We start from the raw sequence: 17069 nt of genomic DNA, 5'->3' as shown, positions 1-17069 counted from the left end.
CAAATTCCAATAGATTTACTTTGAATTAAATATGCCGACTGTTCCAACAGAGGTATCCGTGCTAATCCACTGCACGGGACCTCTGTTTTTTTTGCCGCCTGAGAGAATTTAAGCTGAAGGAGGAACGGGTATGGGAGAAGTTTTGCTGTCGGTCACACAGCTGAACAAGAGCTTTAGCACAGCCGGGGGTCAGGTGCAGGCACTGCAGAATATCGAGCTTCAGGTGCAGGAAGGCGAATTCATTACGGTCATCGGCCCAAGCGGCTGCGGAAAAAGCACGCTGCTGCGCATCGTTGCCGGCCTCGACACCGGCTATACCGGCAGAGTCACACTGGAGGGGGCGGAGATTGGCGGGCCGGGCATTGATAAAGGGTTTATTTTTCAGGAGCACCGCCTGTTCCCTTGGCTTTCTGTGGAGAAGAATATCGCCTCCGATCTCCCGCTCGGGAAACCCGACATCCGGCGGAAGGTCGATGAGCTGATTGAGCTGGTCAAGCTGAAGGGCTTCGAACAAGCCTATCCGCGTGAGCTGTCCGGCGGGATGGCCCAGCGTGTGGCGATTGCCCGGGCGCTGCTGCGCAATCCGAAGATTCTGCTGCTGGATGAGCCTTTCGGGGCGCTGGATGCGTTCACCCGTGCCCATATGCAGACGGTGCTGCTGGACATTTGGCGGCGGAACCGGACCACGATGATTTTTGTCACCCATGACATTGATGAAGCGGTATTCCTGGGCAACCGGGTAGTTATTCTGGAACCGCGTCCGGGCCAAATCCGCAGGATTATTCCGGTGGACCTGCCGTATCCGCGCAAAAAAACCACAACTTCTTTTCAGGAGCTTCGGCTTAAGGTGCTGAATACCTTTGAAAAGGTGGATGAGCTGGAGCTGACGGACGGGGCCGGGATTTAGAAAACTGAAGAAGGAGGAAGCACTCATGACCCAAAGGGCTGCGGCGGTGGGCACCGCCGGAAGACCGGGAAAAGCAGCCATGGCCGGACTTGGCCTGCTGCTGCCCGGAAGCATTCTGATTCTCTGGCAGGTACTGGGGCATTACGGAATGATCTCCGGCATGCTGTTCCCGACTCCCTATACGATTGCCGAGTCATTCGTTATGCTGTCATCCAGCGGCGATTTATGGACCAATCTGCAGATCAGCACCGTCCGTGCATTATCGGGATTTTTCCTTGGCGGGGGGCTGGGGCTGCTGTTTGGGATGCTGGTTGGACTGTTCCGCAAATCGGAAAAGCTGCTTGATCCTTCGCTGCAAATGATCCGTATGATTCCCAGTCTGGCGGTAGTGCCGCTGTTCATTCTATGGTTTGGCATAGGAGAGGAATCGAAGGTTTTGCTGATCGCCAAAGGTGCTTTTTTTCCGGTCTATATCCATACGTTTATGGGTATTCGCGGCACTGACAATAAACTGTTCGAGGTCTCCAAGGTGCTGGGCTTCAGCCGGGTGAAGCAGATTGTCCGTCTGGTGCTGCCGGCGGCGGTGCCGAACATTATGCTCGGTGTGCGTTTGTCACTGGGGCTCTCCTGGCTGGGGCTTGTGGTCGCCGAACTGATCGCTTCCACCTCCGGTATAGGCTATATGATGTCGGATGCCCGCCAGTTTGCCGACACGCCTGTAGTATTCGTGGGCATTATTGTTTTTGCGGCTGCCGGTTTGCTGAGTGATACGATCGTCCGTCTGATTGAACGGCGTCTGCTGAGATGGCAGGACAGCTATCAAGGGTAGGAGGAGATATGCACCATGAGTGAAGGAATAGAGGCGATTGTCAAGACTGCCAAAGGGGTAAGGGAAGCCCGGGATTATAGCGGAACAGCTCCCGTTACTGCATATAAGAACGTAAGAACATCAAGATCACCTTACGGGAAGAGGTTTCTATCCGGCTTCGGAACCGGCGCAGCCCTCCCCGCCGCAGGAATTGCAGTGTGGCAGCTTGCCGGCAGTGCCGGACTGGCCTCGCCGGAGTTTCTGCCAACGCCGCTGTCGATTCTCTCAGCTTTTGCCGGACTCACGGTGAGCGGTGAGCTGGCCCATCATCTGGGCGTCAGCATGGGCAGAGCGGGTATCGGTTTTCTTATCGGCGGTATCCTTGGCTTGCTGTTCGGTGTGCTGACCGGCTTGTTCCGCAGTGCGGAATACCTGCTGGACCCCAGCATTCAGGTGCTGCGGCTGGTTCCCCATCTGGCAATTGCGCCGCTGATTATCCTGTGGTTCGGTTTTGGCGAGGTCTCGAAGGTTGTCATTATCATAAGCGGTTCATTTTTCCCGCTCTACATCAATACCTTTATGGGCATCCGGGGTGTGGACAACAAGCTGTTTGAAGTGGCTAAAGTGCTGGGCTTCAACCCGGTGCAGAAGCTGAGGCGGCTGATTCTTCCGGCGGCACTGCCCGGCATTCTGCTGGGGCTGCGGCTGTCGATGGCGGTGGCCTGGATTGGACTGGTTGTGGCTGAACTGATTGGTTCACAGTCCGGCGTGGGGTTCCTGATTAATGAAGGGAAGCAAAATTCCAATACAGAGGTTATTTTTGTAGGCATTCTTATTTTCGCCGTGGTAGGCAAGCTAATCGATACTCTGTTCCGCATCATTGAACACAAATTTCTGCATTGGCGTGACAGCTATCAAGGGTAAGTTCATGAAACCAAGGAGGCTATGACAATGAATCAAGCGGTATTTAAAGGAACGCTTAATCTAACAGCGGATGTGCTGGTTATCGGCGGAGGACCGGCAGGAACCTGGGCGGCACTTACAGCAGCGGCCAAAGGAGCGAGGGTCATTCTTGCCGATAAAGGCTACTGCGGCTCCAGCGGCGCAACGGCGCCTTCGGGTACAGGTGTCTGGTATGTGAAGCCGGATGCGGGGCTGCGTGAGGAGGCAAAAGCCAGCCGCTATACGATGGGCGGCCAGCTGGCCGAACACCGCTGGATGGACCGGGTGCTGGACCGTACCTATGAGAACATGAACAGGCTGGGTGTGTCAGGTTATCCGTTCCCGCTGGATGAGCAGGGCAACCAGTACCGCAGAAGCCTGCAAGGGCCGGAATATATGCGGCTGATGCGCAGGCTGGTGAAGAAGGCGGGCGTAACAATTCTCGATCACAGCCCGGTGCTGGAGCTGCTGGCCGATGAACACGGCGTAGCCGGAGCCGCCGGGGTGCAGACCCAGAGCGGAGAGACCTGGAGTGTGCAATCGGGAGCCGTGGTTATTGCCACGGGCGGCTGTGCCTTCCTCAGCAAGGCGCTGGGCTGCAACGTTCTGACCGGCGACGGATATTTGTTCGCCGCCGAGGCGGGGGCCAGCCTGTCGGGCATGGAGTTCTCCAATGCTTACGCCATCTGCCCCACCTTCTCTTCCGTCACGAAGACGGCGTATTACAGCTATGCCAGCTTCTATTATGAGGACGGCAGTGTAGTAGAGGGGGCCGGCTCGAAGAAGGGGCGCTCTGTCATTGCCCGAAACCTGCTGTCCGGGCGGCAGGTATACGCCAAGCTGGACGGAGCTTCGGAGGAGCTGCAGCCGCTGCTGCGGGTCGCGCAGACGAATTTCTTCCTGCCGTTCGACCGTCGGGGCATCAATCCCTTCAAGGATGCCTTTCCGGTGACGCTGCGGCTGGAAGGCACGGTGCGGGGCACCGGCGGCATCCGCATCACGGATGAGGCCTGCGGCACGGGCGTACCCGGCTTGTATGCCGCAGGAGATGCTGCGACCCGCGAGCTGATCTGCGGCGGCTTTACCGGCGGCGGCAGCCACAATGCCGCCTGGGCGATGTCTTCGGGCTCCTTCGCCGGAGAAGGGGCAGCGGCTTATGCGGCGGGCCTGGGCAGACATGCGGCGGACCGCACGCCTGCCGGACTGTCTTCCTCGCCGCTGGTTCACCGGCAGGTGCAGCCGGGCGCGGCTGCACGGGCAGCAGAATATACCGCAGCGGTGCAGGCGGAAGTGAAGCCCTACGACATCAATCTGTTCCGCACGGAGCAGGGGCTGAGTTCTTCTCTGAAGCGGCTGGATGGGCTGTGGAAAGAGCAGCGCAGCCGGGAAATCCAGCGCACGCCCGAAGGTGTGCGGGCCCGTGAAGCGGAGGCCATGACGGCGACGGCCCGCTGGATGTACAGCTCCGCGCTTGCGAGAACGGAGACCCGGGGCATGCACAAGCGGGAGGATTATCAAGCAATTGACAACGGCCAGCATCACCGCCTGATTAGCGGCGGGCTGGATCAGGTCTGGGTGAGAACAGAGGAAGTAGCGAAGGAGAGTGTACTGTTGTGATTGAAGTCATCAGCGCTGCCAGGTGTGTAGAATGCAACCAGTGTGTATCTGTCTGCCCGACAAATGTGTTCGACCAGGTAGAAGGCGGAATCCCCGTTATCGCCCGGCAGAGCGATTGCCAGACCTGCTTCATGTGCGAGCTGTACTGCCCTGTAGACGCCTTGTATGTCGCTCCGGATTCCGAAACGGTCACGGGAGTGACCGAAGAGGAGCTGGAGCAGCAGGGGCTGCTTGGCGGATACCGTGAAAAGGTAGGCTGGGGCAAAGGCAGACAGCCGGTAGCCAGTCATGACTTTATGTATAAGCTGGCAGCCAGAGCCGGATTCTGAGACATGATCTATTTTTCAGCAGAAGATTGAGGGGAGATTACATCTATGAAACATACGTACAGAGAGAGTCAGGGCGGATGGGCCAAGAGGGGCCGCCTCGCGTTCACTGCGGGTGTGGTCATGGTCATGCTGGTGCTGCAGGCTTGCGGCAATAATGCCAATTCAGCAGGAAATTCCAAGTCAGCGGCAGGGAACACTGCCGGGGCAGCAGGTGCAGAAGCAGCCGGCAATGTCCCGGCGGTGCTGAATTTTGGTTTTATCGGCTCCAATAAGCTGAATCTGCCGGGCGGTGCGGAGGGCTGGGGCCTCTACAAAGGTATTATTCAGGAAGAGCTTAGGAAGTACGGCATTACCGAAGTGAAGCTCACCGGTTTCCCGAACGGTCCGGACCAGACGGAGTCGCTGATCAGCGGCCGCCTGGACTTCGGCAGTCTTGGCGATACCCCGGCAATTATCGCTTATGCTTCCGGGGCCAAGACGAGATTAATCGCTCAAACCTCAGCCCGCACCGTAGGCTATTTGATTGGCAAGAAGGATGGTCCTGAGACAGTGAAGGATCTGCAGGGCAAGACCATCGCTATTCAAAAAGGCTCCTTCATGCACCGTTATATAGTCGGCCTGCTCCAGCAGGAGGGGGTAACCGGTTATAAGCTGGTCCATATGCTTACTCCTGACGCCACCGCAGCATTGGCCCGCGGGGATGTAGATGCTACAACCAATACAGGGGTACCTGCGCTGAAGCTGATTGACCAGGGCTACACCCGTCTGGATGATGCTTCAAGCCATCCCGATCTGCTGGGCTCCAGTGCGACTGTAGTATCGGAGGAGTATTTGAAGAAGTTCCCGGATTTCCCGAAGGTGTGGAATGCGGCCCGTGAGAAGGCACTGGCCGATCTGAAGCAGCATGAAGATGAGTATTATCAGTTCCTGGCCGAAATCGGCGATACCACACCTGAGCTGGCGAAGCAGGTGAGTCCGATCAGCGACATCAAGGATACGCCGTTCACTGAGGAGGGAACAAAGCTGCTTGAAGGCACGAAGAACTTCCTGGTGGAGGAGAAGCTGGCCAAAAAAGATTTCAAGATCAGCGACTGGCAGCTGCAATAAAGTATACGTGAACGAGGCATATTCATAATTTTTGACATGAGCGGTTGAGCTGAATTCGGCTTGTTAGGGTTTCGAAGTGTTCACAGAGGCTTTGCCGGGGGAAGTAAGGTTAGCTTGTCCCTAAAGGGGCTATCCAATAAGTAGATTTCTACAATAGAGACAGCTCTTCTAAATTACTGAAAACCCAAAAAAGTAAGCAGAGCAGCGATTCTCCTGTTATTGGAGAATCGCTGCTCTGTGTTTTGGTCATTTGCGGTTTGGCGTTTCCTCTTTAAACAGCGGAGAGAACGGTCTGATTGTGGAAAAGCGGCAGCGTTCGCCTTGGTCTCCGGAATTTTCACCGCTAAGGGGGATGAAAAAATCTGGAGAGCACAGCGGTTGGAACAACGGTCCGTTCGCGCAGCGTACACCCAAGTGCTCACGTTAATCCTACTTAAAAACAGAGGGCTATCCCCAAGCAGCCATTTTATGGCTCTATGGACAGCCCCAGGTCCTAGAAGTTGCAGAAGCAATCGGGCCAGCGTGCTGCATGAAGCGGAATGAGAAGACATTATTTCGCGATAAAGTCTATTTTTCCTGATGATTCGGGCTTGCGAAGAAGCAGGTGAGCAGTGCTAGTTGGAAAAAGGGAGCTTATTTCTCTCACAAATCAATAAATGTAAGAATGAAGTGGAAAAAGGAAACCTAATGGGTCTATATTACTTACTCAGGAGCGAACTGAGCTGAATTAGTGTACCTTTTTCCACTTGGAATTTTCGAAGGATTTAAAAACTTCCCCAGGCAAAGCTAAACTGAAATCTATCCCGTCTAGGCCGCGCAGCCATTTTGTTCTGTACATCTCCTTTTTTTGGTAATTGTATGTTGTTTGGATAATTAGGGAATTCTTATTGGCTAGAAAGGGGATGCTTATATGAAAAGAAAACTGAAACCGGAAATGCTGTTCGAGGTTCCGTTGGCCTACAGCAGCTGTTGAATGGCCGGTTCAAGATCCATCGGATCAACTGGGGATTCGTAGCGTTTCACGACATTTCCTTGACGGTCAATGAGGAATTTGGTGAAATTCCATTTGATCTCGTCATTTGCAAGTGCCGCAGGATCACGCTCCTGGAGCAGAGTCTGCAGCAGCCTGCCGTTTGAGTCCGTGGTATCAAACCCTTCGAACCCTGCCTGTTCTGTGAGATAGGTGAATAGAGGATGCTGATGCTCCCCTTTGACATCCAACTTCTCGAAGATCGGGAAGCTGACCCCGTAGTTGATCTGACAAAATATATTAACCTCTTCATTAGTGCCCGGCTCCTGCTCTCCGAACTGGTTGCTGGGAAAACCCAGTATCTGCAGTCCCTGGTCCTGATACTTCTCGTACAGCTTTTGCAGATCCGAATATTGCGGGGTGAAGCCGCATTTGCTGGCAGTGTTTACAATGAGCAGCACCTTATCCTTGTATTGCTCCAGGCTGGTTTCCTTGCCCCGTATGCTGCGGGCACTATATTGATAGACACTCATTGCTGTTTCAACCTCCGTATTATACATCATATTAATTTATAGTGATTTAATTGTAAGCAACTTAATTTAAAAAGTCAATGATCTAGACTAATTTTACTGTATACGAAGTTGTTGGATAATATTATACTTAAGAGAACTAACCGTTTCTTTCAGCAGGTAAGTTCTCCCCACACTACACACTCAGACAAAAGAATATAATTGCTGGAGGAAATTGAATGAGCACTACGGAACTTACTAGCCAACTATCCAGTTATGCAGGAAGACTGCTTCGGGAGCGATTCGGGAAGGGACCCGAGTCTATACATGCTTCCATCGGGAAGCAATGCATAGCACTGCATATACGAAATTTTATCGGCCCTGTAGAGCGGTTTTTGCTTAACAAGGAAGAGGAACAGGCTTTTCGGTATACACGGGAGCTATTGATGAAATCGCTGCTTCCCGAGCTTTCAGCTTACCTGAAGGACACGATGGCTATTGAGGTCGGCGAGCTTTTTTATGATTGGGGGATACATAACGCTTCAGGAATAATCGTTGCGCTTATCAAGAATGATGATGTAGCTATTGACGATTATGCCGGGCGGGATGAGGTTCATGCCCAAATTAACGAAGTAAGCAGAAAGGTGCAGAAGGAGCCGGTGCATACCGATTCCTGGTGGTTGGGCCCCCGCACCCTGATTATTAAACGTGAAGGCATTCTGATTCCTCTAGAGAAGGAATTGATCGGCCTCGGTTATGAGAACACGCTCAAAACAACCAAACGCAAGATGGAAAAACGATACTTGGAGGATACCACCACGATTGCACCGATGCTTGGCAAGGAGCTTGCCGACATCTACGTGGATTGGGATTTCGACAAAGATACCAGTGTAATAGCCTATACTTTTCTGTAATCACCATATATGAGGCGGAAATGAGTCGGACATGCAAATGAGCCGAACATGAGCCGGAGAAGGGGGAATGGTCCCTTTCTTCGGCTTTTTATTTTTTTCGGCTGTCTCATCAGAGGGCTTACGCTGAACATTTAGGGGGACAAGCTGGTGATAGAATACAAGCAGACAGTGCTATACGTGGAAGATAATCAACTCAACATGGCTTTGATGCATCATATCTTCAAAAAAAACCTGCCTTCTGTACGATTGCTGAAAGCAGAGACGGCAGCGCTTGGTCTGCAGATCGCCCGGCAGAAGCTGCCGGATCTGATTATTCTGGATATTGGTCTGCCCGACCTGAATGGATATGAAGCTATGGACGAGCTCAAGAATGACGAATCAACCCGTCCGATACCCGTGCTGGCGATCAGCGCCTTTGCCCAACGCTCGGACATCGAACGGGCCCAAAAATCAGGTTTTTCCGGATATATTACCAAACCCTTTCAGGTGAAGACCCTGACAGAGGCTGTGGAGAAGCTTTTAGCCGGAATTGCGTGATGCTGCAGACATTTCAGGAGAGAGGGAATGAAGCAGCGATAGGTGTGGATCTGGGGAGAACTCCGCCTGAAAAACGGTTTGGTTCAACTGAAACCAAGCTTAGATTACCATTTGACTTTCGCCTAATAATACAAGATATTTATATTGAAGATTTTATATAAAATTCTTGCGTTTGATACTCCACAAACGGGCGGTGACTACATGTTAAGACAGCAAGCACAAGGATATTCCCACTTTGAGCATGTATGTAAGACTGGAGTGGTTGGAGTAGCGTTCCTTTCCGTTAACGGGCAATGGACCAGCGTGAATCCGGCTGTAACTTCGCTGCTTGGATTTACGGAGGAACAGCTCCTGTCGCAACATCTCAAAGAGCTTGTATGCGAGGATTCATTGGAATCATATACAGCGATGGTGCGGGCTCTGGATGCTGGAGAAACTCCTTTTATTGAGGGTGCAATCCATTTGTCCTCCGCCTCCGGAACGCATGTGCCGATACAGCTACATATGACGCTTGTCAGCGATCCTTCGACCGGAGAGAAGCTGTATTATTTAATCCATACCGCAGAGCTTGCTGCTGAAGAACCGGCGGATGAGCCGTTTTCGCCTGCGGACAAGCTGTACCGGCAGATTGTGGCCAACATCTCGGATGTGGTCTATTATGCGACTTCAGACAACATCTGCAGATACTGCTCGCCTTCGGTAAGCGAGGTGCTGGGCTATGATTCAGAGCAGTTGGTGGGCCGGGATATTCGCGGGCTGATTCATCCCGATGATTTAGCGGCGCTCCATTTCCCCGAAGCTCAAGACTTTCAGAGAGTCCAGATACGGGTTCTGCATACCGACGGCCGTTATCTGTGGATTGAATTCACGCTTCGGCTGATTGAAGAAGGCACACAGTACAGTGTGCTCGCCGTAGGCCGTGATATTACAGAACGCAAGATTGTGGAACAGAAGCTGCAGGAGTCTGTAGAACGGTATACTTCCTTGAAGAAGTATAATCATGACGCGATCATTTCCCTTGATCTCGAGGGGAGGATCATTAACGGGAATGAGAAGGCCTGCCAGCTTACAGGCTACAGCATACCGGAGCTGGCCGGAATGAATGTGGGCCGGATTATCGGGGCAGAGCACCTTGGGGAAGTAATCACCTATTCCAAAGAAGGCAGCCCTGCAGAAGTGAATATCGACCATATTTGGCACCGGGAAGGGTACTCTGTTGAGGTGCTGACGACGATTGCACCGATCATCATCAATAAAGAGACGGTGGGATTCTATATCATCGCTAAGGATATTACCGACCAGAAGAAGCTGCTGATTGCCAAAGAGGCTGCGGAAAAAACCAACCGGGCCAAAAGCGAATTTCTGGCGATGATGAGCCATGAGATCCGCACGCCCATGAATGGCGTGATCGGAATGACCGACCTGCTGCTGGAAATGAGTGAGCCGGGTTCACTGCAGAGAGAGTATCTGGATATCATTCGTCAAAGCGGGGATACCCTGCTTGCGATCATCAACGATGTGCTGGACTTTTCCAAAATTGAGGCCGGAAAAACAATTCTTCATGAAGAGCCGTTTATGCTTATGCCCTGTGTGGATTCGGTGCTTGAGCTGCTGCAGCACAAAGCTGATAAAAAGGGGTTGAAGATTGAGGTCAGCATCGGTCCGGATGTGCCGGAGCAGCTGATCGGCGATGGTGAAAGACTGAAGCAGATTCTGCTCAATTTGGTGGGAAATGCCGTGAAGTTCACCTACACTGGCGGGATCAAGGTGACGTTGCGGGTACTGGCAAGAGCTGAGGGAAGGGTAACGCTTGAATTCACCGTGGCGGATACAGGGATCGGCATTCCTGAGAGCTCCCGCGGCCGGTTGTTTGAGCCCTTCTACCAGTTGGATCATTTCATGCACCGGCGGCATGAAGGGACGGGGCTGGGACTGGCGATCACCAAGCAGCTTGTGGAGATGATGGGGGGTTCAATCGCACTGGATACTACGGTAGAAACAGGGGCATCTTTTGTGTTCACAGTGAAGCTCCGGGAGCAAAGCGGCAGCTTACCGGATGCCGCAAGCGGCAATGAGGGGGACGAAGCACCGGCTGGCGAACGGTCCTTGCGGATTCTGGTCGCGGAGGATAATGAAATTAATCAGATTGTGCTGCGTAAAATTTTGGAGAAACGCGGCTATGCCGTCGATGTTGCGGGTGACGGGCTGCAGGTGATGGAGATGGCCCGCGACCGGAGCTATGACCTTATTTTTATGGATGTGCAGATGCCGCGCATGAATGGTCTGGAAGCTACGCAGGCGATCAAAGAAACGCTGCCGCCGGACAAGCAGCCGGTCATTATTGCCGTTACGGCAAATGCGCTCAAAGGTGACCGTGAACTGTGCCTGGCCGCCGGTATGGATGAGTATATCAGTAAGCCGCTTAGAAGCGAAGCGATTACAAATATCGTCGGCAAATTTTTCTGAGGCAGGCTATGTTGTGCTTGGTATAAGGGAATTCACCGGATACTTCGGTAATTTACTGTATTAAAAGTCGAGGTGTGGTGAATAAATATCTTGCATGTGATTCCTATTTTGATTAAGATAGCAGAAACTGGTGCATTTGAGGTGCCAGCCATAATGAAATGACGATGACGAAGAGAGTAAGCGCGGGGAACGGATCTTAACAGGGAAGGTGTGCCGGAGACTGAGAGCACCCTCAAGAGACGCTTTGCGCTGAAGTTCACTTCCGAGTCGGCCCCTGAAGTACACTGCTGCAGCAGGTATGCGTAGGGAGGCCCGCGCTCCGCGTTAACGGGTGTAAGACAGAGTTGATTTCTGTCTGAAGGGTTTGATTTACTGAATCCTCAGAAGTGATTAATTTCTAAATTAGGGTGGTACCACGGCTCCTCGTCCCTTGCGGCGGGGGGCCTTTTTGCGTTCTTTCATCAAATTCATTTACAAAAAGGAGTGGAAGGTAATGAGCAACGTGGAATTGGAAGGGCTGAGAGCCCGCCTGGATGAAATCAATGGACAACTGCTGGAGCTAATCTCCGAGCGGGCCCAGGTCGTGCAGGAAATTGGAGCTGTAAAAGAAAAGCAGGGTGTGCCGAAGTTCGATCCCGAACGGGAAAAACAGATGCTGGAGAAGCTGGTGGCAAGCAACAAGGGGCCTTTCACAAGCGGGACGATCCGCACCCTCTTCAAGCAGATTTTCTCCGCATCGCTTGATCTGCAAAGTACGGATCATAAGAAGTCCCTGCTGGTGGCCCGGAAGAACCACGCGGAAGATACAGTGATCGTTCTGCCTGGGGGTGTAACCGTTGGCGGATTATCTTCGCTGATGGTTGCCGGACCCTGCTCGGTAGAGAGTGAATTACAGACCCGTACCGTTGCCGCAGCGTTGCAGAAGGCCGGAGTGAAGGTTATGCGCGGAGGAGCCTTCAAACCCCGTACCTCCCCTTATGATTTTCAGGGACTGGGAATGGACGGCCTGAGAATTCTGCGGGAAGCAGCCACAGAGTACGGCCTTCTGACCATTAGTGAAATTGTCGACCCCCGGCATATTGAAGAGGCGCTTGATTATGTGGACGTGATTCAGGTTGGCGCGCGGAATATGCATAACTTCGAACTGCTCAAGGCCGTGGGAGAAGTGAACAAACCGGTGCTGCTGAAGCGGGGATTGTCCGCTACGCTGGATGAGTTCGTTCATGCGGCGGAATATATTATGTCCCGGGGCAATATGGAGATTATGCTGATTGAACGCGGCATCCGCACCTATGAGAAATCGACCCGCAATACACTTGATATTTCAGCTGTGCCGATTCTCAAGCAGGAGTGCCATCTGCCCGTGCTGGTAGATGTGACCCACTCTACCGGCCGCAAGGACATTCTGATTCCTTGCGCCAAGGCTGCGCTCGCTGCTGGCGCCGACGGCATTATGGTGGAAGTGCATCCCGATCCGGCTACGGCGTTGTCCGATGCCGCGCAGCAGCTGAATATTGATGAGTTCAACACCTTCTTCAATGAAGTAAAGGCTTCGGGACTGTACCGCTAAAACTGCTGAACCCGAAAAATTTCAATATATAGAATTTGGGCGAATAGGGCAGAAAAAGCGAGAATATCGTCATGTATAACGCTTACAGCACCAGATTGAACTTTTGTGGAGGTTATGGCGGGTCAGGTACAATGAGTAACATTGGCGTTGCACCGGGCCCGGACTTTTGTGAAAAAGTCCTGTATACCCTATCCAGACACAGGAGGAACAAGGTTTTGAAGCAGCTTAGTTTGAAGAACGTGTGGTTTTCCAACACACGAAGCGATGTTCTATCGGGGATGACCGTGGCTATTGCCCTGATCCCGGAGGCGATAGCCTTTTCCATTCTTGCCGGAGTCAGCCCGATGGTGGGTTTATACGCCTCATTCTGCATTGCAATCGTTACGGCATTTGCCGGGGGCAGGCCCGGCATGATTTCGGCGGCCACCGGGGCGATGGCTCTATTAGTCGGCAGCCTGGTGCTGAACCACGGCCTAGAGTATTTATTCGCAGCCACTGTGCTGGCGGGAATCCTGCAAATTTTTATGGGGATGCTGAAGCTCGGGAGATTTATCACCTTTTTGCCGCAGCCGGTCATGACCGGGTTTGTCAACGCGCTGGCGATTCTGATCTTTATGGCGCAGCTGACACATTTCAGCGGGCAAGGCTGGGTGATGTATGCTCTAGTGGCGCTTACGCTGCTTATTATCTATACTGTTCCCCGGTTCACCAAGGCGGTGCCTTCGGCGCTTGTGGCGATTATAGCAGTGTCCGTGCTCAGTATCGTGCTTCATCTGGATGTGAGAACCGTTGGCGATATGGGAGACATCACCTCGGCATTGCCCGTATTTCATCTCCCCGAGCTTCCATTTACCTTGGATACGCTGCTGATTATTTTGCCATATTCCCTGTCGCTTGCCGTAGTCGGACTGCTGGAATCGCTGATGACCGCGACCCTCATTGATGACATTACCGGCACCGGAAGCGACAAAAACCGTGAAGCAAAGGGGCAGGGGCTGGCGAACATAGTCACCGGCTTCTTTGGAGGTATGGCGGGCTGTGCAATGATCGGCCAATCGATGGTCAATATGAAATCAGGCGGGCGTACCCGGTTGTCCACTTTTGTGTCCGGGATATTCCTGCTGTTCCTGATTCTAGTGTTGGGCGATGTGGTGAAGCAGATTCCGATGGGAGCCTTGGTCGGCGTAATGTTCATGGTTTCAGTCAGCACCTTTGAATGGAAGTCGCTCACTTCATTGCGGAAGGTTCCGTTAAGTGATGCGCTGGTGATGCTTGTCACCGTGGTTACAGTGGTCGCTACCGATAATCTGTCGATAGGCGTGCTGTTTGGTGTCCTGCTCAGCGCTCTTGCCTTTGCCTGGAAAATCGCCTCCATCCGCATGACCGTTCATACGGCGGCGGTTTCTACCCAGTATATGGTGCATGGCCAACTGTTCTTCGGCACAACAAGCCAGTTCATCCATCAATTCATGGTGGAGAGCGACCCCGAGCAGATTATCATCGATTTCACCCATTCGCATATATGGGATCAGTCGGCGGCAGGCGCAATTGCCAAGGTCATGTCGAAATACACTGCGCTCGGCAAAAAGGTGGCCCTCACCGGACTGAATCAGGAAAGCGCCCAGCTGGTGAAGCGGATCGGCCTGTCGCCGTCCGGCGGCCATTAAATTAGTTATTGCGAGGATCATTAAATTAGTTAATAAGAGGATAAGAGGCTGTCCCAAATACCAAAAATGGCTGCTGGGGCAGCTTTTTATAAAATATAAGAATTTATGTGTTTCACGCTATATTTATCCTTCTATTTCTCGCTGAAACACGCCGTCCTTTAAAAGGACGGCGTAGCCGTTTCCACTTATGATTTAGGAAAATATGATTTCTTACACCTGTGAACAACCGCTAGGTGGAAAAAGGGAACTTATTTTCCCTCCAAATCAACAAATGAGAGTTTTAGATGGAAAAAAGGAACTTAATTGGGTAATTTTACTCTTTTAGGATCGAAATGAGCTGAATTAGTGATCCTTTTTCCACTTAGGCTGTGGAGATTGGTGCGCTGGGGCAAATTAGTGATCCTTTTTCCACTTGGAATTGCCGGGCAGTTAGGCTTATAGAACAGAGAAGGACCCTTGGCGAAGGGTTCTTTCTTTTTTGGTGCCCTGAACCGTGTATTTCTTGCGACGGTTTCCTTTCTTCATCCGTATAGAAAGGTAACCGTTAAGGATTAACCATAATTCAGAGGGAGGCAGATGGAAGTGGAGGTTAACCCGAAGATTAAGCAGGTTCGTCCAGGCAAAATCATCAGCATTGTTATTGCGGTCTTATTTATAGTAGTTATTGGGGGCAACGCATTTACTTCTGTGGAGTACGGCCATGTGGGTCTATATAAAACTTTCGGCAAACTCAACGACAATATGCTCTCACCCGGCATCCATTTCAAAATTCCGTTCATTCAAACAGTCATTCAGGTCAATACGCAGGTTACCAAAGCTGAGACGGATACGTCCGCGTCGTCCAAGGATCTGCAGCCCGTATCTACGCATGTGGCTGTCAACTATTCCGTCAATAAGGATTCCGCTTATAATCTCATGAATAATATCGGCGGGAATTTCGATGGCGTCATTATTAATCCGGCGATTCAGGAAATTGTGAAGGAGGTTACCGCCAAATATCCTGCGGAGGACCTCATAACCCGGCGTGATCTCGTTGCAGGAGAAATCAGCGAGCTGCTGACCAAGCGGCTGGGTAAATACGATCTGGTCGTAAATGACATTAATATTGTGAACTTCAAATTCTCGGATGCCTTCAACCAGTCGATTGAAGCTAAGCAGGTTGCCCAGCAGCAGGCGCTGAAGGCCGAGAACGATCTGCGGCGGGTCGAGATCGAAGCCAAACAGAAGATCGCCCAGGCCCAGGCAGAAGCTGAATCCCTGCGGCTCAAGAAGCAGGAGGTGACTCCAGAGCTGGTGCAGCTGAAACAAATCGAGGTGCAGGAGAAGGCGCTGGAGAAATGGAACGGCGTACTCCCAAGCGTGACCGGCGGGGCAACGCCATTTGTTGATATACAGTCGCTGACACAGAAATAAGCTAGACCTTCATGCAGTTAAAAGTGAACAAGAGACTTGCTCCTTAGGGAAGCAGGGCTCTTGTGTACTGCGGGTGCAGAGTTCAGCGAAGCAGAGAGCAGCGGGAGACTGCCCACAGCTTTCCAAAGGGCTGCACTATTGGTATGATTACAAAGAATGCGAAGTCTACTACCGATTATCATGGAGGAATTCACAATGAGTACACACACACTATCCGGGATCATTGACCACACCCTGCTGAAGGCGGATGCCCGTAAAGAAGATATCATCAAGCTGGCGGAAGAGGCCAAGACCTATAAATTTGCTTCGGTCTGCGTGAATCCGGCTTGGGTTGCTACAGCCTACGGAGTTTTGAAGGACACCCCTGAAGTGAAGGTCTGCACAGTTATCGGGTTCCCGCTTGGCGTTTCGACACCGGAAACCAAGGCATTTGAAACCACGAACGCAATTTCGAACGGTGCGGGAGAAGTTGACATGGTTATCAACATCGGCGCACTGAAGGATGGTAACAACGAGCTGGTAAAGCGGGATATCGCTGCAGTTGTCGATGCGGCCCGCGGCAAAGCGCTGACCAAAGTGATTATTGAGACCTGCCTGCTTACGGAGGAAGAAAAGGTCCGTGCCTGCAAGCTTGCCGTAGAAGCCGGAGCCGACTTTGTAAAAACGTCGACCGGCTTCTCCACCGGCGGCGCAACGAAGGAAGACATCGCGCTCATGCGTGCCGCAGTTGGCCCTGACATCGGCGTCAAAGCTTCCGGCGGCGTGCGCAGCGCAGAGGATGCGCTGATCATGGTTGGCGCAGGCGCAACCCGTATCGGTACTAGCGGCGGTGTGGCTATCGCCAAGGGCGAGCAAAGCCAGAGCAGCTACTAATATCATTCCTCCCATAAAAGAAACGGCTGCGTCATCCTTGTATCAAGGACGGCGCAGCCGTTTTTGCTTTGAATATAAGGATTTAAATGTTTCATGCCATAAATCATCCTATATTTCTCACAGAAACGTTACCGTCCTTTTGGACGGCCAGCCATTTCTGCTTGTTGTGCGGAAGATGTCTCCTTGATCGCGAAAACACGGCAGAATCCTGAACAATATACAACAATATTCGTACTAATTCGGCTATGATGGCGAGAATACTGCACTTTTTACAATATAAATGGGGCTAACGTGAGGCTGATTGACAAAAATATTGCAGATTGGACAACAATACAAGCCAGAGTCGTAAAAATCAGGCGGAATCCTGTTTAATGTCCAACAATTCGAGCATTGTAAGCTCCACAGCAAAGTGTGATGCCGTTCAACCGTCGGGGTGATAT

General features: G+C 52.1%; 14 protein-coding genes. 13 read left to right on the top strand and 1 reads right to left on the bottom strand.

All coding sequences use genetic code 11. The features are described 5' to 3' along the window. Window positions 1–130: 130 nt before the first annotated feature. Genes PGRAT_RS27275 through PGRAT_RS27250 form a run of 6 tightly spaced genes read left to right on the top strand, consistent with a single transcriptional unit; the run spans window position 131 to window position 5710 of the window. Complete coding sequence (locus tag PGRAT_RS27275; protein WP_025706137.1) at window positions 131–907, top strand: ABC transporter ATP-binding protein; 777 nt, start codon at window positions 131–133, stop codon at window positions 905–907. A 25-nt stretch (window positions 908–932) separates the two neighbouring features. Then, window positions 933–1736 (top strand): ABC transporter permease, encoded by an 804-nt coding sequence (locus PGRAT_RS27270; RefSeq protein ID WP_025706136.1) that lies wholly within the window; start codon window positions 933–935, stop codon window positions 1734–1736. A 15-nt stretch (window positions 1737–1751) separates the two neighbouring features. Next, entirely contained in the window at window positions 1752–2639 is an 888-nt protein-coding gene (locus PGRAT_RS27265) for an ABC transporter permease (RefSeq protein WP_042267505.1), read from the top strand. Between the two features lie 27 nt (window positions 2640–2666). Next, entirely contained in the window at window positions 2667–4274 is a 1608-nt protein-coding gene (locus PGRAT_RS27260) for an FAD-dependent oxidoreductase (RefSeq protein ID WP_042267504.1), read from the top strand. Continuing rightward, window positions 4271–4603 (top strand): 4Fe-4S dicluster domain-containing protein, encoded by a 333-nt coding sequence (locus tag PGRAT_RS27255; protein WP_025705321.1) that lies wholly within the window; start codon window positions 4271–4273, stop codon window positions 4601–4603. Before PGRAT_RS27260 ends, PGRAT_RS27255 begins: the two co-directional genes overlap by 4 nt. Before the next feature lie 45 nt (window positions 4604–4648). Then, a complete protein-coding gene (locus tag PGRAT_RS27250; RefSeq protein ID WP_025705322.1) occupies window positions 4649–5710 on the top strand; it encodes an ABC transporter substrate-binding protein in 1062 nt (353 codons plus the stop codon). 957 nt (window positions 5711–6667) lie between these two features. Here PGRAT_RS27250 and PGRAT_RS27245 read toward each other — a convergent pair. Further along, window positions 6668–7213: a glutathione peroxidase gene (locus PGRAT_RS27245; protein WP_025705323.1), complete on the bottom strand. Its 546-nt coding sequence runs from the start codon at window positions 7211–7213 to the stop codon at window positions 6668–6670. Window positions 7214–7428: 215 nt separating this feature from the next. On the opposite strand from PGRAT_RS27245, the gene PGRAT_RS27240 reads away from it, so the two are divergent. The 7 genes from PGRAT_RS27240 to deoC all read left to right on the top strand — a co-directional run bounded on the left by PGRAT_RS27240 (window position 7429) and on the right by deoC (window position 16629). Further along, on the top strand, window positions 7429–8103 hold the full coding sequence (locus PGRAT_RS27240; protein WP_025705325.1) for a Na-translocating system protein MpsC family protein: 675 nt from the start codon (window positions 7429–7431) through the stop codon (window positions 8101–8103). Window positions 8104–8250: 147 nt separating this feature from the next. Further along, window positions 8251–8640 (top strand): response regulator, encoded by a 390-nt coding sequence (locus PGRAT_RS27235; protein ID WP_025705326.1) that lies wholly within the window; start codon window positions 8251–8253, stop codon window positions 8638–8640. A gap of 201 nt (window positions 8641–8841) precedes the next feature. Continuing rightward, window positions 8842–11106, top strand: coding sequence for a PAS domain-containing hybrid sensor histidine kinase/response regulator (locus PGRAT_RS27230; protein WP_025705327.1), 2265 nt, complete (start codon window positions 8842–8844; stop codon window positions 11104–11106). A 493-nt stretch (window positions 11107–11599) separates the two neighbouring features. After that, window positions 11600–12676 (top strand): bifunctional 3-deoxy-7-phosphoheptulonate synthase/chorismate mutase, encoded by a 1077-nt coding sequence (locus tag PGRAT_RS27225; RefSeq protein ID WP_025705328.1) that lies wholly within the window; start codon window positions 11600–11602, stop codon window positions 12674–12676. A 215-nt stretch (window positions 12677–12891) separates the two neighbouring features. Further along, entirely contained in the window at window positions 12892–14343 is a 1452-nt protein-coding gene (locus PGRAT_RS27220) for a SulP family inorganic anion transporter (RefSeq protein WP_025705329.1), read from the top strand. Window positions 14344–14925: 582 nt separating this feature from the next. Next, window positions 14926–15756, top strand: a complete 831-nt coding sequence (locus PGRAT_RS27215) for a prohibitin family protein (protein WP_238326787.1) — start codon at window positions 14926–14928, stop codon at window positions 15754–15756. Window positions 15757–15951: 195 nt separating this feature from the next. Further along, window positions 15952–16629: a deoxyribose-phosphate aldolase gene (gene deoC / locus PGRAT_RS27210; protein ID WP_025705331.1), complete on the top strand. Its 678-nt coding sequence runs from the start codon at window positions 15952–15954 to the stop codon at window positions 16627–16629. The last annotated feature ends 440 nt before the right edge of the window (window positions 16630–17069 follow it).

The sequence above is a fragment of the Paenibacillus graminis genome (genome assembly GCF_000758705.1).
GTDB lineage: Bacteria > Bacillota > Bacilli > Paenibacillales > Paenibacillaceae > Paenibacillus_AQ > Paenibacillus_AQ graminis.
This window is presented reverse-complemented; position numbering and strand designations above follow the sequence as displayed.